Source organism: Herbaspirillum sp. SJZ107 (genome assembly GCF_006715485.1).
In the GTDB taxonomy this organism is placed as follows: domain Bacteria; phylum Pseudomonadota; class Gammaproteobacteria; order Burkholderiales; family Burkholderiaceae_D; genus Telluria.
On sequence record NZ_VFNH01000001.1, the window covers coordinates 1,053,261 to 1,073,484 of the forward strand.

Genomic DNA, 20,224 nt, shown 5'->3' on the forward strand with positions numbered 1-20,224 from the left:
GGCGGGCCTCGCGGCCCGCCCCAGTCTTCAACGCAGCTTGCCGACGATATCCGGCCCCACGGCCAGGCGGATGAAGGGCGCCGGATCCTCATCGCTCTTGCGCGCGATCCACAGCAGGCTGCCCTTGCGCATCTTCCACTCGTGGGCCACGCCCGAGAAGATCAGCGCGGCTACCTGGCCGAGCAGGGGATTGTGGCCGACCACCACCACCGGCGTCTTCTGGCGCGGCCAGCCGCAGGCGTCGAGGATCGCTTCCGGCGTCGAGTGGGTGTTCAGTGCGTCCGCGGTGGCGAACTTGCGGCCCAGCGCCTCGGCGGTCTGGACGCAGCGGGTGGCCGGGCTGGTCAGGATACGGGAGCCGGCCGGCAGCTGGCGGTCGAGCCAGGCGCCTACGCGCGAGGCATGGCGTGCGCCCTTCGGCGTCAGTGCCCGCAACTGGTCGGTGACTTCGTCCTCGGTATGCGGTTCAGCTTCGGCGTGTCGCCACAGGATCAGTTCCATGTTCGTTTTCCTTGTTGTGATGGTCCGGTCCCAGGCCGAGCATGTCCATCAGCGCCCCCTGCGCGCTGAACGCCTTCTGGCTGCCGCGCGGCTTGCGCCGGCGATAGCGGCCGTCGCTGCCCAGTTCCCAGGCGTTGACGTTGTCCTTCAGGTAGACCTGCAGGCCTTCGCGCAGCACGCGCTTCTTGAGGGCCGGCGCCTGCACCGGGAATGCCACTTCGACCCGGCGGAACAGGTTGCGGTTCATCCAGTCGGCGCTGGCCAGGTAGATGTCGTGCTTGAGGTTGTTGCGGAAGTAAAAGATCCGGGTGTGTTCCAGGAAGCGGCCGACGATCGAGCGTACCTTGATGTTCTCGGACAGCCCGCGCACGCCGGGGCGCAGGGCGCAGGCGCCGCGCACGATCAGGTCGATGCGCACGCCGTCGGCGGAGGCGTCGTACAGCGCGCGGATCACCGATTCGTCGGTCAGCGAGTTCATCTTGGCGATGATGCGCGCCGGCTTGCCCTCCTTGGCGATCGCAGCCTCGTGGCGGATCGCGCGCACGATCTCCTTTTGCAGCGAGAACGGCGCCAGCCAGATGCTGTTCAATTGCGTGGGCCGGGTCAGGCTGGTCAGGTGGATGAAGACTTCGTTGACGTCGGCGGTCAGGGCCTCGTTCGAGGTCAGCAGGCCGAAGTCGCTGTAGTGCTTGGCCGTGGTCGGGTTGTAGTTGCCGGTGCCGAGGTGGGCGTAGCGGCGCAGGCCGCCCGCTTCGCGGCGCAGGATCAGGGCCATCTTGGCGTGGATCTTGAGGCCGACCACGCCGTACACGACCTGGGCCCCGGCTTCTTCCAGGCGCTCGGCCCAGTTGATGTTGGCTTCCTCGTCGAAGCGCGCCATCAGTTCGACGATGACGGTGACTTCCTTGCCGCGCAGGGCGGCGTTGATCAGCGCTTCCATCAGTTCGGAGTTGGCGCCGGCGCGGTAGATGGTCTGCTTGATCGCGACCACGTTGGGGTCGCTCGCCGCGCAGCGAATGAAGTCGATGACAGGCTGAAAGGACTGGAACGGGTGGTGCAGCAGCACGTCCTGCTTGTCCAGCACGTTGAAGATGTCGTGATGGGTGGCCAGCCGGGGCGGGAAGCCCGGCGCGAACGGCGGGAATTTCAAATCCGCGCGCGTGCTGGTGTTGGCGATCTCGAGCAGGCGCCCCATGTTGACCGGGCCGTCCACCGAGAACAGGCGCGAGCGGTCGATCGAGAACTGCTCGAGCAGGAAGTCGGACAGGTGGCGCGGGCAGCCGCGCGCCACTTCCAGGCGCACGCCGAAGCCGTAGTTACGGCTGTGCAGTTCGCTCTGCAGCGCCTGGCGCAGGTTCTTCACTTCTTCCTCGTCGACCCACAGGTCGCTGTTGCGGGTGACGCGGAACTGCGAGTACGACACCACGTCGCGGCCGGTGAACAGGTCGGCCATATGGGCCTGGATCACCGAGGACAGCAGGCAGTAGGACGCACCCGGCTTGTCGGACAGCTCGTCGGGCAGGCGGATCACGCGCGGCAGCACGCGCGGCGCCTTCATGATCGCGATGCCGGTGCCGCGCCCGAAGGCGTCCTTGCCGGCCAGTTCGACGATGAAATTCAGGCTCTTGTTGATCACACGCGGGAAGGGGTGGGCCGGATCCAGGCCGACCGGGGTCAGCAGCGGCCGCACTTCCTTGTCGAAGTATTGCTTGACCCAGGCTTTCTGGGCCGCGTTGCGGGCCGAGCGGCGCAGCAGGTGGATGCCCTGCTCGGACAGCTTGGGCAGGATCTCGTCGTTCAGCAGCGCGTACTGGCGCGCGATGATCTGGCGGCATTCTTCGCTGGTGCCGTCCAGGTTGAGGCTGGCGACGTCGTCGACGCCGCTGTTGTGCTGGTACTGTGCCAGCAGGCTGGCCACACGCACTTCGAAGAATTCATCGAGGTTGCTGCTGACGATGCACAGGAAGCGCAGCCGTTCCAGCAGCGGCACCGACGGGTCTTCCGCCTGTTCCAGCACGCGGCGGTTGAACTCCAGCAGGGACAGCTCGCGGTTGAGGAACAGATGGCTGTGCGGGTCCGTCGGCACCGCAATGGGCGGTACCGGCGCTTCGTCGGTTTTCAACTTCAAATCCATGTTTGGAATATTTCAATCAAGACAAGAGAGTGTAGAAGCCCTAGATGACAGGATTGTGACAGAGCGGTTCGGCACATGGCGCCGCACACCCGGCGCGCTGGCCTGCGGGCATGAATTCTTGCACGGAATCTACTGAAAAACGCCTTGGCGGACAGCGCCGTAGAATGACCCGCATTGCATAACTGCTGACGTTCAAAGGAATTTTGTATGGCCAAGAAAGATGTACCGGGAATCGGCGAGTACGGCGGCCCGGCCGGCGGCTGGGGCGCATTGCAGGCGGTGGCCAAGGCGATCCGCGGCCAGATGTCGGCAAAGGGGACGCCGATCATGATGAAGGTCAACCAGCCGGAGGGTTTCGATTGCCCCGGCTGCGCCTGGCCCGATCCGCGCGAGCATTCGTCCTTCGAGTTCTGCGAAAACGGCGCCAAGGCCGTGTCCTGGGAAGCGACCAACAAGCGCACCACACCCGAATTCTTTGCCCGCCATACCGTCAGCGAGCTGTGGGACTGGGAAGATTTCGCGCTCGAGTGGGAGGGCCGGCTGACCCATCCGATGGTGTACGACGCCGCCACCGATAAATACCTGCCGGTGTCGTGGGAACAGGCCTTCCGCGACATCGGCGCGATCCTGCGCAGCCTGCCGGACCCGAACATGGCCGAGTTCTATGCCTCCGGCCGCGCCTCCAACGAAGCCGCCTTTTTATACCAGCTGTTCGTGCGCGAGTACGGCACCAACAATTTCCCGGATTGCTCGAACATGTGCCACGAGGCCACCAGCGTCGGCCTGCCGGAATCGATCGGGGTCGGCAAGGGCACCGTGACGCTGGAAGATTTCCATGCCTGCGACGCCATCTTTTCGTTCGGCCACAACCCGGGCACCAACCACCCACGCATGCTGGCCACGCTGCGCGCCGCCTCGCTGAGGAACGCGCCGATCGTGGTGTTCAATCCGCTCAAGGAACGCAGCCTGGAGCGCTTCAAGTCGCCCCAGCATCCGCTCGAAATGACGGTCGGCAAGGCGGTGCCGATCGCATCCTCGTATTACCAGGTCAAGGTCGGCGGCGACTGCGCCGTCATCAAGGGCATGATGAAAGCTCTGTTCGCCAAGGATGCGGCCGACCTGGAAAAGGGTGGCGAAGGCGTGCTCGACCGCGACTTCATCCGCGACCACACCAGCGGCTTCGAGACCCTGGTGGCCGACATCGAGGCCACGGGCTGGGACGAGATCGAATCCGTGTCCGGCCTGCCGCGCTCGGACATCGAAGCGGCGGCCGACGTGTATGCGAAAGCCAAGCGCGTCATCATCTGCTACGGCATGGGCATCACCCAGCACAAGCACGGCACTGCCAACGTGCAGCAGCTGGCCAACTTGCTGATGCTGCGCGGTAACCTCGGACGCGAAGGCGCCGGCATCTGCCCGCTGCGCGGCCACTCCAACGTGCAGGGCGACCGCACGGTCGGCATCACCGAGATCCCGAGCCAGTCCTTCCTCGACAGCCTGGAACGCGTGTTCGGCTTCCAGCCGCCGCGCGAGCACGGCCATGGTGCCGTGGAAGCGCTGAAGGCGATGGGCGATGGCCGCGCCAAGGCCCTGATCTGCCTCGGCGGCAACCTGCCGGTGGCGATGCCCGACCCGCAAGCCTGCTTCGCCGCGATCCGCAAGCTCGACTTGTGCGTCAACATCGCCACCAAGCTCAACCGCTCGCACCTGCTGGTCGGCAAGCATACCTACATCCTGCCTTGCCTCGGCCGCACCGAACTCGACGTGCAGGCCACCGGCCCGCAATCGGTGACGGTCGAGGATTCGATGTCGGTGGTGCACGCCTCGCGCGGCAGCCTGACGCCGGCCTCGCCCGAGCTGAAATCGGAACCGGCGATCGTGGCCGGCATCGCCAAGGCGACGCTGCTTCATTCCAGAATCGACTGGGATGCGATGATCGCCGACTACAGCCGCATCCGCGATTGCATCGAAGCCGTGCTCCCGGACTTCGGCAACTACAACGAGCGCGTCAAGACCCCGCATGGCTTCCGCCTCGACATCCCGGCCGGCCGCCGCGAATGGCGCACGAAGACCGGCCGCGCCAATTTCATCGTGTTCGACAGCAAGAACCAGCGCCCGCTGGCGCGCCCCGGCGTGAAGGATGTGCTGGTGCTGGCCACGGTGCGCAGCCACGACCAGTACAACACCACGATCTACGGCAAGAACGACCGCTACCGCGGCGTGACCGGACGCCGCGACGTCGTCTTCGTCAACGCGGCCGACCTTGCCGAGCGCGGCCTCGAGCATGGCGACATGGTCGACATCGAGTCGGTCGCCGATGGCGAGCAGGGCGGCGAGGCGCGCATCGTGCGCAACTTCGTGGCGGTGGCCTACGATATCGCGCGCGGGGCGGCGGCGGCCTACTACCCGGAAGCCAACAGCCTGGTGGCGCTCAGCAACTTCGACGAGCGCAGCGGGACGCCTTCCTACAAGTCGGTGCCGATCGTGATCCGCAAGGCGGCGCAGCCGGGGCCGTCGACCGAGGCGAACAAGTCGATGCGCGGGGTGTCGCCGGGGAGCCGGGCGGAAGTCTAGCCGCCCGACTGCGTCGTACCCGCCTGCGCGGGCACGGCGTTGGCACTAACTCTGGATAAACGCCAGAATATCCGCATTGATCTGCTCCGCATGCGTGGTCGGCATCCCATGCGGGAATCCCGGGTACGTGATCAGCGTCCCGTTCGGCAACAGCTCGGCCGTGCGCGGTGCGGAGTTGGCGTAGGGTACGACTTGGTCGTCGTCGCCATGCTGCACCAGCACCGGGATCGCGATCCGCTTGAGGTCTTCAGTGAAGTCGGTCTGGGAAAACGCGACCACGCCGTCGTAATGCGCCTTGACCGACCCCTGCATGCCCTGGCGCCACCAGTTGGCGATGATGCCGTCCTTGGGCTGGGCGCCCGGGCGGTTGTAGCCGTAGAACGGCCCCTTGGCGATGTCCAGGTAGAACTGGGCGCGGTCGGTGGCGGTGTTGCGCTGGAAGTCGTCGAAGACTTCCTTCGGCAGGCCGCCGGGATTGGCGTCGGTGCGCACCATCAGCGGCGGCACCGCGGCGATGAGTACGGCTTTCGCCGCGCGGCCCTGGCCGTGGCGCGCCAGGTAGCGCACCACTTCGCCGCCGCCGGTGGAGTGGCCGATGTGGATCGCATCCAGCAGGCCGAGGTGGTCGACCACGGCCGCCAGGTCGTCGGCATAGTGGTCCATGTCGTGGCCGTCGGATACCTGGCTCGACCTGCCGTGGCCGCGCCGGTCGTGGGCGATGACGCGGTAGCCCTGGGCCAGGAAAAACATCATCTGGGCGTCCCAGTCGTCGGCACTGAGCGGCCAGCCGTGCGAAAACACGATGGGGGTGCCGTGGCCCCAGTCCTTGTAGAAAATGCGGACGCCGTCCGCGGTCGTCACGTAGTTGGTCGTCATGGTCGTCATGCGAAGGCTCCCGAAGCTTGAGTAGGTGGGCCTGCACCGGCGCGGTGCGGGCGCGGATCCTGCCGTGCTACCGATCCTGCATATTCCGCTGCCACGATAAGGGTTGCCGCCATCGCCGGTTTGCGCTGGCGCATGCGCGCGCGCTGGCTACAATGGCTTGTCCATGCCATGTCACCTTGCCGAGAACCAATGCCGCCCGAACCGATCGCTACCATGCCCTTCAATCAAGCCTATGCCCGCGTGCTGGGTGCCGGCCACCTGACCCTGGGCCTGATGACGCCACTCGAGCGTATACCCGGGCAGGAAGCCGATGTCGCGCGCGAGACGGCGCTGGCGGCCCGCGCCGGCGCCCTCGGCATCGCCGCCCTGTGGACGCGCGACGTGCCGCTGGCGATTCCGCAAGGCAGCAGCGGCGAGGCAGCGCTGCTCGACGATCCCTTCGTCTGGCTGGCCGCACTGGCGCTGGCCGCGCCGGGCGTTGCCATCGGCACCGCCGCGGCCGTGCTGCCGCTGCGCCATCCGCTGCACCTGGCCAAGGCGGCGCTGTCGCTCGACCGTCTCAGCGGCGGCCGCTTCATCCTGGGGCTGGGTTCGGGGGACCGGCCGGAAGAGCTGGCCGCGTTCGGCGTCGACCGACCGCCGGACGTCCTGTACCGCGAACGCTGGGAACTGCTGCGCAGTGCGCTGGCGCCCCTGGAGGCCGAACGCGCGGCGATGCTGGCGGCCAGCGGCGGTTTCGTGCCCGGCCTGGCGCCGGTGGCACGCATCCCGATGCTGGCGGTCGGCAGCGCGCGCCAGTCGCTGCAGTGGATCGCGGCGCACGCCGACGGCTGGGCCACCTACCACCGCGAGGAAGCGCGCCAGCAGGGCCGCATCGCGCTGTGGCAGCGCGCGCTGGAGGAGCGCGCCGGCGGCCGGCGCAAACCCTTCGTGCAATCGCTGCAGCTGGAATTGCTGGACGATGCGGATGCGCCGGCGGCGCCGCTGGAACTGGGCCTGCGCGCCGGGCGCCATGCGCTGCTGGCCTATTTCGGGCGCATGGCGCGGCTTGGCGTCGACCACATGCTGGTCAACCTGCAGGGACCGCGGCCGGTGGCCGAGCAATTGGAGGAACTCGGTGCCGAGATCGTGCCACACCTTCAAGGGCTGCGCGTTGGCGCGGATGCGCCTTGAAACCCTGACAAACTCGTCCAGTTGCTTTGGGTGTAACAGATGCGTACACTGGGCTTTTGCGACTGTCTGCAATCGGCCCGAAGCGGACGGTCGTTGTGCACCACATTCAGGCATCCCCAGACCAGTCCATATGATCATTGACCATGCCAGTCGCGGCCCATTCGGAAAGGCTGGAGTAAATTGTCGTGATAGGCCAGGGCAAGCGTTCTTTGCTTTTACTCCAAGTCAAATGGACATCGGCTATCCGACCTGTTCCGTCAAGGATCTCGAAAAGAGCGTCATCGCCGTTACCACGAGCGATTAGCTTAACGGGCAACCCGAACATAAAATGTCCGCTCGGAACCTCAACAGCCAATTGCTGCGCGATCCTGTCACCAAACTCACGAGGAAGGCTCTCGGTGGAGCACCAAGGTTCAAGCCATTCCATGTCCTACTCCCATATTTTTCGATGATGTCGAATGGCCGGTTCTTGCCTATTGTGTTGAAAAACTCGGCGACGTTGACGTTTGGACAGAAATGCTAGCGGCCTAAAAAAGTGACGTGATGAATGAAAAACAGCAAAACGACTACCACCGTCGGCATTGGAATGATCTGTGGCAGCATTCCATGCACACTCGCTGGCGTTATGATCATATACCTAATGGGTTCACTTGAAGAAGGCCGGGCTGCCGGTCGGGATGTTGGATTTGACGTCATCGGCGTCCTGATGATGACGCTCTTTACCTACCTGATTGCACTAGGAAGTTGTCTTGCAGGGCTTCTCTACTTCGTTCTTGGAGTACGAAGCGGCAGCGTGACTCTGAAGGCCTGGCACTGGTTTTGCCTCGTATATCCTTTGGGTCAAATTACGGCTGCGACAATTTACATAGCGGCATGATAGGTAATTGCCTGGCCGTCCGCTTCGGGTCGGAAGCAGACGATCGTGAAAGTTCGAGAGTTTGTCGATTCGGCAACCTGCTATCCTGGCTCGACCGTCCGCTACCGGCCAAGAGCGGACGACCGTAGTGGTCTGCTCTTGCGTAGGTTCGGCGTCTTCGGTTAGTGGACAGATCGCATACAGTGCCATTGATAAATAGTCAAGCAATTTTAATTACTCATGTTTCGAACACTCATACTTATCGCTCTTCTCTCAACCCTCGGTGGTTGCATATCTATGCCAATCCAGCAGCAAGCGGGCATGAGAGGAAGGGTAATCGACGCGACTACTTACATACCGATCGCAAACGCACAAATTTGTATTCGTGAGGCCGAGCAGAGATGCGTTTTCTCTAACATAGAAGGCAAGTTCGACCTTAAGCCGGTCTTTAAGGATGTGTGGCAATTTTTCATGATCGAACCATTGGTTTTCCCTAAAGGAGAATTTACTGTTCAAGCCGATGGATATAGAAAACAAATGATTAACGCTAGTCACAGCGAATTGGTCAACGTCGAGTTGACTCCTTCCAGATAGCTATTCTCGGCCAACTCTACCATCTATGCGCAAGCCTAAAGCGGCCAAGGTATCGATCGGCTTTTCCTTGTTTCAACTGCCTTTTATGGCCGACATCAGAAGGTTATGTTAGTCTGCTGTCGGCCACGAGCAGTCGTTTGCTAGCGTACATGATTAATGAGCAAAGGTTCTACGCAGGAAACTCTTTTGGCCAAAGACGCGGCTTTGAAAGAAAGGGTAAAAAGCCCTAATCCGTATTAGGGCACAACGATCACCGGCGAGAAATAAGCAACCGTTCATGAAAAATCGGTCGAAGCATGCCCAATACTACAGGCCACCAATTGGCAAACAGCGTAGCCATTGGGTTGGGATGACATTGAGCATAGTCTCGCTCATCTTTTCTGGAGCGATGATCTATATGGCTGAAATTAGTCCGCCAGACCGGCTGTTGTCCGTCAGGGGAGTGGTCGAGGACCACACGCCAATCTATTCGCGGGGCAAGCGCCTGAATGGATTCCGGTTCTGCATCGGCGAACCTCGCATCACCTTCACCTATTTGCAGCCAGATCCACGCGTGGACGAAACCTTAGCGGCGATCAGTCGTGCGGGTTGGGTAACGGTCTTATATGCGATTCATGCTGATCGAAATCCGACCCTGTGGGGGCTTGCTGCTGACGGACGTACGCTGACCACCACCGATGAGCTACGCGAAGCGCGTAGCTTGAGATTGATAGCTTGGGTGTTCGGATTCGTCTTATCGGGCGCGGTCGCGCTGCACTTCCTCACTCGTGCTATTAGCGAGCGCAGACAAAATCGGCGAAGGTAGACATATGAACTATCAATATGAATTTCATTAGATCTTTGGTGAGTCCGCTTTGGGTCGATAGCGGACGCTACAATACGTCTTCAATCGGCCAGGAGCGGACCTTAACCGGCGTTTAAATTACCGAACCCAATCCTGTAATGTAAGTCTCAAAACTATGTCAGTACCTGTATGTCAATCTCTACCATTTAGCCCTTTGCCGAGTGCTCGAGCTAGCCTAAAGCCAGGTGCACTCTACGCGATCGATGGTAATGACCGGTTCATCTACTACGGTCAAGTGGCGCCAGAGAAAAGCATTGGCTTCTTCCGTATAAGAAGCGAAATCGTCTCAATTCCTGCTGCGCTTTCTGCCGAAGTCATGTCTCGTTTCTTAGTTGGATATCCTTCCATAGGACAGGCTGTTAGATCAGGAAAGTGGTTGAGCCTTGGAACGCATCCTGTTCATACAGCGCTTCGCGACCAGGCAGCCACGGTGCAATGGCCCGTGGGTACTACGGAGGTGACTATCTGGAAGGGTGGAGTAATCATTGGAACAACCCAAGTACACGATGCAAATATCCAAGATTACGAAATTATCGCTGCGTACGACGCTGAGTTCCATGTGCCCGACCGATTGAAAATGGACTACAACGGCAGCGCGGATGCATGGTCAGTCGGCGGAAGCATCAGACGTGAGCGTCTAAAAAAGCAAGCACTGGCTAAAAAATTTCCGGACGCACCATGGCATCAGCTCCCACCAGACTGGGTGCCTATTGAGGAGTGACTTCCGCTTTGGGTCGACAGCGGACGTACACGGCCTTGGTTAGGCACCCAGCAGTTAAGGGACGAGCAGACAGCGATCCACATTCCTTTCGCTCGCCTGCTTCAGACGCTCTTAGCTCACGCCGGCAGCGCGCTCGACCGGACAATTCATCGTCAGCATGCGCGCCAGCGGCGGATGGCTGCGCATCCGCTCGCGCCACCAGCGCAGTGCGGCGCCATCCTCGCCGGTGCGCCAGGCCAGGTACAAAGTCTCGTCCGGCTTGGGTTCCTCGACCGCCTTGGCCACCAGGCGGCCGGCGGCGATATCCGCACGGGCCCAGGCTTCGGGCAGGAAGCCGAACCCGAGGCCGGCCAGCTGGAATTCGTATTTGGTCTGCATGTCGGGCACCGTGATGGTGTCCTGGCCGAACAGCAGGCCGACGGTGCGCGCCTGCAGCGTGCGCACCGAATCGGCGACGGACACGGCGCGGTAGGGCGCCAGGTCGGCCTTGCCGAGGCGGTGCGGCACCCGTGCCAGCGAATGGCTAGGGGCCACCACGAACACGAAGCTCATGTGGGCCAGCGGCTCGGCCGTGTAGCCGCCGCCGGACGGGCCTTCGCCGGCGGCGCCCACCAGCAGGTCGACGCGCCGGTCCAGCAGGCTTTCCCAGGTGCCGGACAGCGCTTCCTTGACGATGCGCAGGCGGGTCTGATCGGCCGCTTCGTAAAAGGCGCGGATGTCGTCCTGCAGCCCGAGCGGCGACAGCGCCGAATCGACCCCGATCGCGAATTCGGTCTCCCAGCCGGACGCGACGCGCCGCACCCGGCTCTCGAGGTCGCTCGCCGCTTTCAACAGGTAGCGTCCTTCCTTCAGCAGCTCCTCGCCGGCCGCGGTGAGCACCACGCGCGGACCGAAACGTTCGAACAATTGCACGCCAAGGTCTTCCTCGAGCTTGGACACGGTGTACGAAATCGTCGATGGCACCCGGAACAATTCTTTCGCAGCACTGGAAAAGCTGCCGCGGCGGGCGATGGTGTCGACGGTGAGGAGGGCATCGAGACTGAGTTTGAGCATGGCGGCAATCTATCGAAAAAATCGATGATAGACAAGAAAATAACTCGTTTTCTTTAGGATGGCGGCTTGTCCATAATGAGGTCCATCACATCGAGAACGGGAGGGCACCATGGAAGTGACGACGCACCGCGGCACCGGGCCGCTGCAGCAGGTGATCGAGATCGGACCGCATCGCATCCTGACCGACGTCGCTCCGCAGTTCGGCGGCGAGGCCAGCGGTCCCGAACCGCATGATATCCTGGCCGCGGCGCTGGCGGCCTGCACCACGCTGACCGTCAACCTGTATGCCAAGCGCAAGGGCTACGCACTGGACGAGGTCCGGGTCGGCATCCGCCACGGCCAGGAAGGCGCGGCCTATGCCCTGCACCGTACGATTCACTACATCGGCCAGTTGTCCGACGACGAAAAAGCGCGCCTGACCGAGGTCGCCAACAAATGCCCGGTCCACAAGACCCTGTCCGGGCAGATCAATATCACCACGGAGGCAAATTAATCATGAGCACCCTCGATCCGCACCATCTCGACGACGACAGCATGCTCGAGACCATCGTTGTCCCGCGCACCCACGACCTCGGCGACGGTTTCGAAGTGCGGCGCGCGCTGCCGCACAAGGACCGCCGCATGGTCGGTCCCTTCGTCTTCCTCGACCAGATGGGACCGCACGTGTTCCAGCCGGGGCGCGGCATCGACGTGCGCCCGCATCCGCACATCGGACTGGCTACCGTCACCTATCTGCTGTCTGGCGAGATCTCGCACCGCGACAGCCTGGGCACCGTGCAGGACATCAAGCCGGGCGAAGTCAACTGGATGACGGCCGGGAAGGGCATCGTCCACTCCGAGCGCACCGGCCCGGGCCCGCGCGCGGCCGGCTCGATCCTGTCGGGGCTGCAGTGCTGGGTGGCGCTGCCCAAGGCGAAGGAAGAGATCGATCCGGGCTTCGTCCACCTCGGCACCGAGGCGCTGCCGACGATCGAGGGCGACGGCGCGCATGCCCGCATCATCGCCGGCGACTATTTCGGGAAGCGCTCGCCGGTGCCGGTGGCATCGCCGATGTTCTACGTCGATCTGGTCCTGCAGCCGGGCGCGCGCCTGGCCATGCCGGCCGAGTATCCGGAGCAGGCGCTGTACGTGGTCGAGGGTTCGCTCGACCTGGGCCGGGACGGGATGTTCGGCGCCGGCCAGCTGGTGGTGCTGAAACCCGGCGCCAGCCTGACGCTGGCGGCGGCCGGCGGTGCGGGCGCGCGCGTGATGCTGCTGGGCGGCGAGCCGATGGACGGTCCGCGCTACCTGACCTGGAACTTCGTGTCGAGTTCGGAAGACCGGATCGAGCAGGCCAAGGAAGACTGGCGCGCGCGCCGTTTTGCGGATGTGCCGGGCGAGACCGAGTTCATTCCGCTGCCGGACCTGCCGGGACGGCCGGTGCGTTATCCCTGACCCCGTCCGATACCGACAGCGCCGCGTTCACGGCCTCCAGGATGCGTTGCGAGGTCGGCTTGTCAATGACGCTGCGTGCCAGCGTCAGCGCCCCGACCATGGCGGCCAGCGCCACCAGGCCCTGATGGGGGCCGGCTTCCAGCGTGCAGGCGTCGAGCCGGCGCGCGTAGCGGGCCACCAGCACGTCGGTATTCGCGTTCGGCGTGCCGCGCAGGCCCAGTTCGGCCGCCAGCGAGGACAGCGGGCAGCCGTGGCCCGGATCGTCGCGGTGCTGCGGCGACAGGTACTCGTCGATGAAGGCGCGCAGCTGGGCCGTGTTCTCCGGCTTGGGCCAGCGCTCGAGCGACTGCTCGACGGCGGTGTCGAGGGCCGCGTCGACCAGCGCCTGCTTGGTAGGGAAATGGGCGTAGAAGGCGCCGTGGGTCAGGCCCACGCCCTGCATCAGGGGCGCCAGCCCGGTGCCGCAGATGCCGTCGCGGCGCATGCGTTGCGCCGCCTCGTCGAGGATGCGCTCGCGTGTTTCTGCCTTGTGTTCTTCGGTGTATCGCATGTGCTACTGCCGTCCGTTGCCGACTGGTAATAATAGAATGCCGGCCGGGAGGGGCTGCGGGGGACGGGCAGCGGGCTGGCGCGGACCGGAAGGTCCGCAGCTTTGTGCGTGGCGGTGCTTCGGACACGCTGGAAACAGTCTAGCAGAGAAGCCGGAATTCGCTTGCACAATTGACAACTGATGCTGCCGGCCTGCCTCAAGCCACCGGCTCGGCTGCCCGCGCCGCGTGGCGGCGCAGGTAGGCGGCGCATTCGGCCGCCGGCAGCGGCTTGCTGAATACATAGCCCTGGATGTGGTCGCACCCCGCGGCGCGCAGCGCATCCAGCTGGGCGATGTTCTCGACGCCTTCGGCGATCACTTCCAGGCGCAGGCTGTGGGCCATGGCGATGATGGCGCGCACCATGGCCAGCGATTCGGCGCTCTGGTGCATGTCGAGCACGAAGGAACGGTCGATCTTGAGCTTGTCGACCGGCAGCCGCTTGAGGTAGCTGAGGCTGGAGTAGCCGGTGCCGAAATCGTCGATGCTGAGCGTGACGCCGAGCTCGCGCAGGCGCGTCATCAGGGCGGCGCTGCGTGCCGGGTCGTCGATCGAGATGCTTTCGGTCAGCTCGAGTTCGAGCATGCCCGGCGGCAGCTGGGCATCGCGCATCGCGGCGTCGACGGTGGCGACGATGTCGGTGGCGAGGAACTGGCGCGCCGACAGGTTGACGGCGAAGTTGACGTCGGGGACGCCTTCTGCATGCCAGGCGCGGCTCTGGGCGATCGCGCTTTTCAGCACCCACTCGCCGATCGAGACGATCAGCCCGGATTCCTCGGCGATCGGGATGAATTCCACCGGCGACACGGTGCCGTGCTCCGGATGGTGCCAGCGCAGCAGCACCTCGATGCCGGCCACGGCGCCGCTGCGCAGGTCGATCTTGGGCTGGTACACCAGGAATAGCTCGTCCTGGTCGAGCGCGCGGCGCAGCTGGCTTTCCAGCGTCAGCTTGCGGTTGACGGCCCGCTTCAGCTCTTCGGAAAAACGCTGGATCTGGCCGCCGCCGAGCGCCTTGGCGCGGCGCATGGCCATCGCCGCATTGTTCAGCAGCAGGTCGCCGTTCTCGCCGTCGTCGGGGCAGATTGCGTAGCCGATGCTGCAGGTGAGGGGGATCGGGCCGCCGGGCGTCATGTATTCGTGGTGCACTGCCTGCATCAGCTGGCGCAGGCGGTCGCGCGCGGCGCTGTCGTCGCCCAGGCCCGGCAGCAGCAGCACGAATTCGTCGTTGCCGGCGCGCGCCAGCATGTCGCCGGGGCGCAGCAGCGCCTGCAGGCTGCGCGTGATCGTCACCAGCGCCTTGTCGCCGCCGTGGTGGCCGAGCAGCTCGTTGAGGCGCTTGAACTTGTCGACGTTGATCGAGGCAACCAGGGTTTTCCCCTGCGCCCCGTTGTCGCCCATGGCCGCCAGGTGCTTTTCCACGGCGCGCACCAGCGACTGGCGGTTGGCCAGGCCGGTCAGTACGTCGTGGTTGAGCAGGAATTCGACCTGGCCGGCCGCCGAGGACAGTTCGGCATTCGACGGGTCGAGTTCCATGTGGGCGTACAGCGAGCGCGCGGCGCTGGCCAGCTGGCGGTGCTGGATCAGGCCCTCGACCATGCGTGCCAGGTCGCGCAGGATGTCGAGTTCGTCCTGGCCGAGCGTGCGCGGGACGCGGTCCAGCACGCACAGGGTGCTGATCGCCATGCGGTCGATCGAGAACAGCTGCACGCCGGCGTAGAAGCGCACGTGCTGCTCGCCGGTGACCAGCGGGTTGTCGGCGAAGCGCGGGTCGAGCAGGGCGTCGGGCACCACCAGCGGTTCGTGTTCGAGGATGGCGTGGCCGCAGAACGAGACCGTGCGCGGCGACTCGGTAGGTGTGAACCCGCAGCGCGACTTGAACCACTGGATATCCTTGTCGACCAGCGACACCAGCGAAATCGGCATCTTCAGCAGGCGCGCCGCCATGCGCGTGATGCGGTCGAAGGCGTCTTCCGGCGCGCTGCCGAGCAGGCGGGTGGCATACAGCGCGGCCAGGCGGCGCGCTTCGTCGAGAGGGATGTCCGGAGCTTGCATGGTGCGCTTTCCAGGTCGAGACGAGTCAGACGGATTCTGCCATGCGACAAGAGTTTGTGCCACACCGTTCAGCTCCCGGACACAATTGCCGGTGCGTATCGAATTCTGCCCCCGAATGGTGCACGCAAAGCTTGCGCTTTGTCGTGCGCGCGTCTTGCTTTAACATGCCGCGAGCCGTGTCGTCGCGCGGCACGGATCTGGAGACCATCATGAAAGCCATCGTAACCGGCCATACCAAGGGCCTCGGCGCCTCGCTGGCGTATAACCTGCTGGCGCGCGGCGTGCCGGTGCTCGGCGTGGCGCGCACGCGCGCGCCCAAGCTGGCGGCCGAATTCCCCGAGCTGTTCGACGAGGTCGAGCTCGACCTGGCCGACGGCACTGCGCTGGCACAGTGGCTGGACGGCCACGCGCTGGCGGATTACCTGGACGGCACCGGCGCCGTCCTGTTGCTGAACAATGCCGGCATGGTCAGCCCGGTCGGACCGCTGGAACAGCAGGACCCGCAGGCGGTGCTGCGCGCGGTGGCGCTGAACGTGGCGGCGCCGCTGGCGCTGTCGGCGGCGGTGGCGCGCGCCAGCAGCGGGGCGCAGCGGCGCATCCTGCATATTTCCAGCGGCGCCGGACGGAATGCCTATCCCGGCTGGAGCGTGTATTGCGGCACCAAGGCGGCGCTCGACCACCACGCGCGCGCGGTGGCCATGGACGAGCAGCACGGCGTCAGGATCTGCAGCCTGGCGCCGGGCGTGATCGACACCGGCATGCAGGCCGAGATCCGCGCGACGCCCACCGCCAGCTTCCCGATGCGCCAGCGCTTCGTCGACCTGAAGGAAACCGGCAGCCTGGCCGATGCCGACGAGTGCGCCGAGCGCCTGGTCGATTACCTGCTGGGCGCCGGCTACGGCGACGAGGTGGTGGCCGACCTGCGTTCGCTGGGCTGATACCCCGTCACTTGGCAGGCACCGCGGGTATCTTGAGGCCCTTGGCCACCGCCGGCCGCGCCAGGAAGGCCTGCAGCACGCGCTGCACGTTCGGCAGCCGGTCGGCCCCGACCAGGTCGCCGGCGCCATAGAAGTTCAGCAGACCGTTTATCCAGGGGAAGGTGCTGATGTCGGCGATCGTGTAGGCGTCGCCCATGATCCAGCTGCGCCCGTCGAGGCGCCGTTCCAGCACGCCGAGCAGGCGCTTGCTTTCGTCGAGGAAGCGCTGCTGCGGGCGCTTGTCTTCCCAGTCCTTGCCGGCGAATTTCAGGAAGAAGCCGAGCTGGCCGAACATCGGGCCGATGCCGCCGTTCTGGAACATCACCCACTGCAGGGTCTCGTAGCGGCCCGCCGCATCGCCCGGGATGCACTGGCCGGTCTTCTCCGCCAGGTACATCAGGATCGCACCCGATTCCCACAGCGCCAGCGGCGCGCCGCCGGGGCCGTTCGGATCGATGATGGCCGGGATCTTGTTGTTCGGGTTCAGCGACAGGTACTCGGGCGAGTTCTGGTCGCCCTTCTCGAACGCGACCCGGTGCACCTCGTAGGGCAGGCCGGTTTCTTCCAGCATGATCGCGGCCTTGACGCCGTTCGGCGTCGGCATCGAATACAGCTGCAGGCGGTCGGGGTGCTGCGCCGGCCACTTGCGCGTGACCTCGAAACGGTTCAGGTCTGTCATGGCATCCTCGTCACGATTGATTGTGGACCCCATGGTAACAAAGGGCGCGTAACCATGGTGCGCGAGCTCGGCATTGATCGGCCGCAAGGTCTGAAAAAGCATTGAATGGGAGCATGGATATTGGTCCCGGACAATCAGCCCTGAGGTCTCAATGGACGAGCTGTTGCGCTATTACGAAGAAGAGCTGGGCCTGTTCGGCCAGTTCGCGCGCGAATTCCGCGCCCGCTACCCGAAGCCGGCCGGCGAATTGCACCTGTCCGGCGAGACCTACGAAGACCCGGCGGTGGCGCGCCTGATCCAGTCGGTGGCCCTGATGAGCGCGCGCATCAAGAAGCGCCTCGACGACGATTACCCGAAATTCACCGAAGCGCTGCTGGAAAGCCTGTATCCGCACTACCTGCGGCCGCTGCCCTCGTACTCGGTGGTCCAGGTCGGCTACCGCGGCGAGGGCGAGACGCCGCAGGCCCAGGCCGTGCTGGCGCGCGGCACCATGCTGCGCACCGGCGCCGGCCACGACACCCCGTGCCAGTTCCGTACCGTGTACGACGTCGCGCTGGCGCCGCTCGCCGTCAGCGGCGTCGCATTTTCGCCGATGATGACGGCCCCGCGCGCCACGCGCCTGCCGCGCGGGGTCGGCGCCGGCATCGCCATCACCCTGTCCGTTAGCGCAGGCCGCGCCGACCTGCGCACCGTGCTGCCGTCCAGCCTGCGCCTGTTCGCCGACGGCGAAGCCTCGCTGCGCGCGGCGCTGCTCGATACCCTGTTCCTGCGCTGCGCCGGCGCCTGGCTGCAGGCCGGCGACGAGCCGGGCTGGCTGCCTTTGGCGCAAGTCCCGCTGCGCCTGGCCGGCTTCGACGAGGCCGACGCCATGCTGCCGTTCCCGGCGCGCACGCACCCCGCGTTGCGCCTGCTGACCGAGTATTTCTGCTACCCGGAGAAATTCAACTTCATCGACCTCGACCTGGACGCACTGCGGACACTGCTGCCGCCGCGCTGCACGCGTTTCACGCTGCACCTGGGCGTGAGCGGCATCGCGCCCGATTCGGACACCGCCCACCTGCTGTCGAACCTGTCGCCGCGCAACCTGCTGGCGGGCTGCACCCCGGTGATCAATCTGTTCCCGAAGGCCGGTGCGCCGCTGCAGCTGTCGTATACCAGCGCCGATTACCCGCTGCTGGCCGACACCGCGCACGCGGCCGACTATGAAATCCACAGCGTCGATGCGGTGCGCCTGGTGCGCGACAGCGCCGGCGCCGCAGCCGTCACCCATTTCACGCCGCTGTACGCCCCGGCCGAGACGGGCACCGGGCCGGATGCGCCGCCGGAGCGCGGCAAGGGGCGCATGCATTACTGGATCTTGCGGCGCGACCATGCCACCGCCGCCGTCAGCCCCGGCCACGAGATGCGCATCGCGCTGGTCGACGCCGACTTCCGCAGCACCGAGACCGCCGGCGCCACCCTGTCGACCGATCTCACCTGCAGCAACCGGGATGCGCCGGCGCGGCTGCGCTACGGCAACCCGCAGGGCGACCTGCGCACCGACGAGCTGTCCGGCGTTGCGCCGATCCGGCTGCTGCGCAAGCCGACCCCGACCTGGCGCTTCGACAGCGCCCGCGGCGCCCACTGGCGCCTGATCGCCCACCTGTCGCCCAACTTGGCCGGGGTGACGATGGCGGGGCTGGCCGATTTCCAGAAGATGCTGTCGCTGTACGACCTGCCGCGCTCGCCGGTGGCCGAGCGCCAGATCGCCGGCATCGTCGGCCTCGAGCACGGCGCGGTGCGGGCCTGGGTCAGGACGGCGCCGGTAGCGACCCTGATGCCCGGCATCGGTATCCGCGTCACGGTCGACGAAGACGCCTTTACGGGTACCGGGCTGGCGGTGTTCGTGCGCGTGCTCGACCATTATTTTGCGCTGAACGCCCAGCTGAATTGTTTTACCCGCCTGCAGGTGGTGGCGCAGGGCAGCGGCCGCGAGATCGTCACCTGCGCGGCGCGCACCAGCGTGCGGGAATGCCCGTGATCGAGCGCCTGCTGGCCGAACCGCAGCGCTTCGAATTCTTCCAGGCCGTGCGCCTGCTGCTGCTGTGGCTGGAAGAGCGCGGGGTACCGCCACAACAGGCGCTTGATGGCCACCTGCGTTTCGCCAACAGCCTGTCGCTGCGCTTTCCAGCCAGCCAGGTCGAGGCGCTGGCGCTGGTCCACGACAAGCCGGCCCACCCGGCCATCGCACGCCCGCAATTCCGCCTGACCCCGAGCTTCATGGGCCTGCTCGGCGCGCACGGCACGCTGCCTGCCCACTACACCGAGCGCATCCAGGCCTGGATCGCGAGCGAACAGGACGAAGCGCCGCGCGCCTTTCTCGACCTGCTGTCGAACCGGATGCTGGCGCTGTTCTACGGTGCCTGGAAGAAATACCGGGTCGAGCACATGGTGGCCGGGCCGAGCGACCGTTTTCTGCCGCTGCTGCTGGCGCTGGCCGGGTTTCCGTCGGGAGCGCTGGCGGGTGCCTTGCCGGGCAGCCTGGCCGGCGCAGCGGCAGGCCCTACTTCGGGTGGGGCGGCCGCTGCCGGCGCGCCGGCCGGCATCGGCAACGAGGTGCTGGCGCTGTACGCCGGGGTGCTGCGCCAGCGGCCGGCGTCGGCGGCGGTGCTGGGACAGGTGCTGTCCGACCTGTTGCGGGTGCCGGTCGCGCTGCAGGAATGGATCGGGCACTGGGACCGGCTCGACATCAGCGAGTGCACCGCGCTGGGCGGCGCCAATGCGGTGCTGGGCCAGGCCGCGCTGCTGGGCGCGCGCTGCTGGCGGCCGGACCTGCGCGTGCGCGTGCGCATCGGTCCGGTGGACAGCGCCCAGTTCGAGCGTTTCTTGCCGCACGGCAGCGGCGCCGCGACGCTGGCCTCGCTGCTGGGCCTGTTTGCCGCACCGACCCTGTCCTATGAAGTCGTGCTGGTGCTGCGCCGCACCGAATTGCGGGCGCTGCGCCTGGGCGAACGCAGCCGCCGCCTGGGACTGGACAGCTACGTCGTGACCGCGCCCGCCACCGCCGACCGCGACGACATGCGCTACACATTGCGGCCGCTGGCGGCACTGGAGCCGGTGCGGCCGTCGACGCCCTGACGCCTTTCCGCACACGCCACCCTTGACCTTCCCACGATGGGAA

General features: G+C 65.3%; 18 protein-coding genes. 10 read left to right on the forward strand and 8 right to left on the reverse strand.

All coding sequences use genetic code 11. The features are described from left to right. Positions 1 to 27: 27 nt before the first annotated feature. Both FBX97_RS04795 and ppk1 read right to left on the reverse strand, forming a co-directional pair. Positions 28 to 501 (reverse strand): histidine phosphatase family protein, encoded by a 474-nt coding sequence (locus FBX97_RS04795; RefSeq protein ID WP_141829123.1) that lies wholly within the window; start codon positions 499 to 501, stop codon positions 28 to 30. Continuing rightward, complete coding sequence (gene ppk1 / locus FBX97_RS04800; protein WP_141829125.1) at positions 467 to 2,635, reverse strand: polyphosphate kinase 1; 2,169 nt, start codon at positions 2,633 to 2,635, stop codon at positions 467 to 469. Before ppk1 ends, FBX97_RS04795 begins: the two co-directional genes overlap by 35 nt. A gap of 207 nt (positions 2,636 to 2,842) precedes the next feature. On the opposite strand from ppk1, the gene FBX97_RS04805 reads away from it, so the two are divergent. After that, the gene (locus tag FBX97_RS04805; RefSeq protein ID WP_141829127.1) at positions 2,843 to 5,209 is read left to right on the forward strand and encodes an FdhF/YdeP family oxidoreductase; all 2,367 of its coding nucleotides are present in this window, start codon (positions 2,843 to 2,845) and stop codon (positions 5,207 to 5,209) included. A gap of 45 nt (positions 5,210 to 5,254) precedes the next feature. Here the strand turns inward: FBX97_RS04805 and FBX97_RS04810 are convergent, their stop codons facing one another. Further along, complete coding sequence (locus tag FBX97_RS04810; RefSeq protein ID WP_141830903.1) at positions 5,255 to 6,085, reverse strand: alpha/beta fold hydrolase; 831 nt, start codon at positions 6,083 to 6,085, stop codon at positions 5,255 to 5,257. 222 nt (positions 6,086 to 6,307) lie between these two features. On the opposite strand from FBX97_RS04810, the gene FBX97_RS04815 reads away from it, so the two are divergent. Continuing rightward, on the forward strand, positions 6,308 to 7,267 hold the full coding sequence (locus FBX97_RS04815) for a TIGR03571 family LLM class oxidoreductase (RefSeq protein ID WP_255517294.1): 960 nt from the start codon (positions 6,308 to 6,310) through the stop codon (positions 7,265 to 7,267). 106 nt (positions 7,268 to 7,373) lie between these two features. Here the strand turns inward: FBX97_RS04815 and FBX97_RS04820 are convergent, their stop codons facing one another. Continuing rightward, on the reverse strand, positions 7,374 to 7,694 hold the full coding sequence (locus FBX97_RS04820) for a hypothetical protein (RefSeq protein ID WP_141829130.1): 321 nt from the start codon (positions 7,692 to 7,694) through the stop codon (positions 7,374 to 7,376). 120 nt (positions 7,695 to 7,814) lie between these two features. Here FBX97_RS04820 and FBX97_RS04825 point away from each other — a divergent pair, with 120 nt between their 5' ends. The 3 genes from FBX97_RS04825 to FBX97_RS04835 all read left to right on the forward strand — a co-directional run bounded on the left by FBX97_RS04825 (position 7,815) and on the right by FBX97_RS04835 (position 10,282). Beyond that, the gene (locus tag FBX97_RS04825) at positions 7,815 to 8,144 is read left to right on the forward strand and encodes a hypothetical protein (RefSeq protein WP_141829132.1); all 330 of its coding nucleotides are present in this window, start codon (positions 7,815 to 7,817) and stop codon (positions 8,142 to 8,144) included. Positions 8,145 to 8,994: 850 nt separating this feature from the next. Continuing rightward, positions 8,995 to 9,522, forward strand: a complete 528-nt coding sequence (locus FBX97_RS04830) for a hypothetical protein (RefSeq protein WP_141829134.1) — start codon at positions 8,995 to 8,997, stop codon at positions 9,520 to 9,522. 274 nt (positions 9,523 to 9,796) lie between these two features. Next, a complete protein-coding gene (locus tag FBX97_RS04835) occupies positions 9,797 to 10,282 on the forward strand; it encodes a hypothetical protein (protein ID WP_141829136.1) in 486 nt (161 codons plus the stop codon). Between the two features lie 111 nt (positions 10,283 to 10,393). Here the strand turns inward: FBX97_RS04835 and FBX97_RS04840 are convergent, their stop codons facing one another. Further along, complete coding sequence (locus FBX97_RS04840; RefSeq protein ID WP_141829138.1) at positions 10,394 to 11,335, reverse strand: LysR substrate-binding domain-containing protein; 942 nt, start codon at positions 11,333 to 11,335, stop codon at positions 10,394 to 10,396. A 109-nt stretch (positions 11,336 to 11,444) separates the two neighbouring features. Here FBX97_RS04840 and FBX97_RS04845 point away from each other — a divergent pair, with 109 nt between their 5' ends. Then, positions 11,445 to 11,828, forward strand: a complete 384-nt coding sequence (locus FBX97_RS04845) for an OsmC family protein (protein WP_141829140.1) — start codon at positions 11,445 to 11,447, stop codon at positions 11,826 to 11,828. A 2-nt stretch (positions 11,829 to 11,830) separates the two neighbouring features. Next, positions 11,831 to 12,769, forward strand: coding sequence for a pirin family protein (locus FBX97_RS04850; protein WP_141829142.1), 939 nt, complete (start codon positions 11,831 to 11,833; stop codon positions 12,767 to 12,769). Here the strand turns inward: FBX97_RS04850 and FBX97_RS04855 are convergent. Both FBX97_RS04855 and FBX97_RS04860 read right to left on the reverse strand, forming a co-directional pair. Then, positions 12,723 to 13,319, reverse strand: coding sequence for a TetR/AcrR family transcriptional regulator (locus tag FBX97_RS04855; protein ID WP_141829144.1), 597 nt, complete (start codon positions 13,317 to 13,319; stop codon positions 12,723 to 12,725). The two genes, FBX97_RS04850 and FBX97_RS04855, sit on opposite strands and share 47 nt — an antisense overlap. A gap of 196 nt (positions 13,320 to 13,515) precedes the next feature. Further along, a complete protein-coding gene (locus FBX97_RS04860) occupies positions 13,516 to 15,408 on the reverse strand; it encodes a bifunctional diguanylate cyclase/phosphodiesterase (RefSeq protein WP_141829146.1) in 1,893 nt (630 codons plus the stop codon). A gap of 209 nt (positions 15,409 to 15,617) precedes the next feature. On the opposite strand from FBX97_RS04860, the gene FBX97_RS04865 reads away from it, so the two are divergent. Next, positions 15,618 to 16,346: an SDR family oxidoreductase gene (locus FBX97_RS04865; RefSeq protein WP_141829148.1), complete on the forward strand. Its 729-nt coding sequence runs from the start codon at positions 15,618 to 15,620 to the stop codon at positions 16,344 to 16,346. Between the two features lie 7 nt (positions 16,347 to 16,353). On the opposite strand, the gene FBX97_RS04870 is transcribed toward FBX97_RS04865, so the two are convergent. After that, a complete protein-coding gene (locus tag FBX97_RS04870; RefSeq protein ID WP_141829150.1) occupies positions 16,354 to 17,064 on the reverse strand; it encodes a glutathione S-transferase family protein in 711 nt (236 codons plus the stop codon). Positions 17,065 to 17,215: 151 nt separating this feature from the next. On the opposite strand from FBX97_RS04870, the gene tssF reads away from it, so the two are divergent. Together tssF and tssG are read left to right on the forward strand one after the other, a co-directional pair. Next, complete coding sequence (tssF, locus tag FBX97_RS04875) at positions 17,216 to 19,084, forward strand: type VI secretion system baseplate subunit TssF (protein WP_255517295.1); 1,869 nt, start codon at positions 17,216 to 17,218, stop codon at positions 19,082 to 19,084. Next, positions 19,081 to 20,181, forward strand: coding sequence for a type VI secretion system baseplate subunit TssG (gene tssG / locus FBX97_RS04880; RefSeq protein ID WP_255517296.1), 1,101 nt, complete (start codon positions 19,081 to 19,083; stop codon positions 20,179 to 20,181). Before tssF ends, tssG begins: the two co-directional genes overlap by 4 nt. Positions 20,182 to 20,224: the final 43 nt, after the last annotated feature.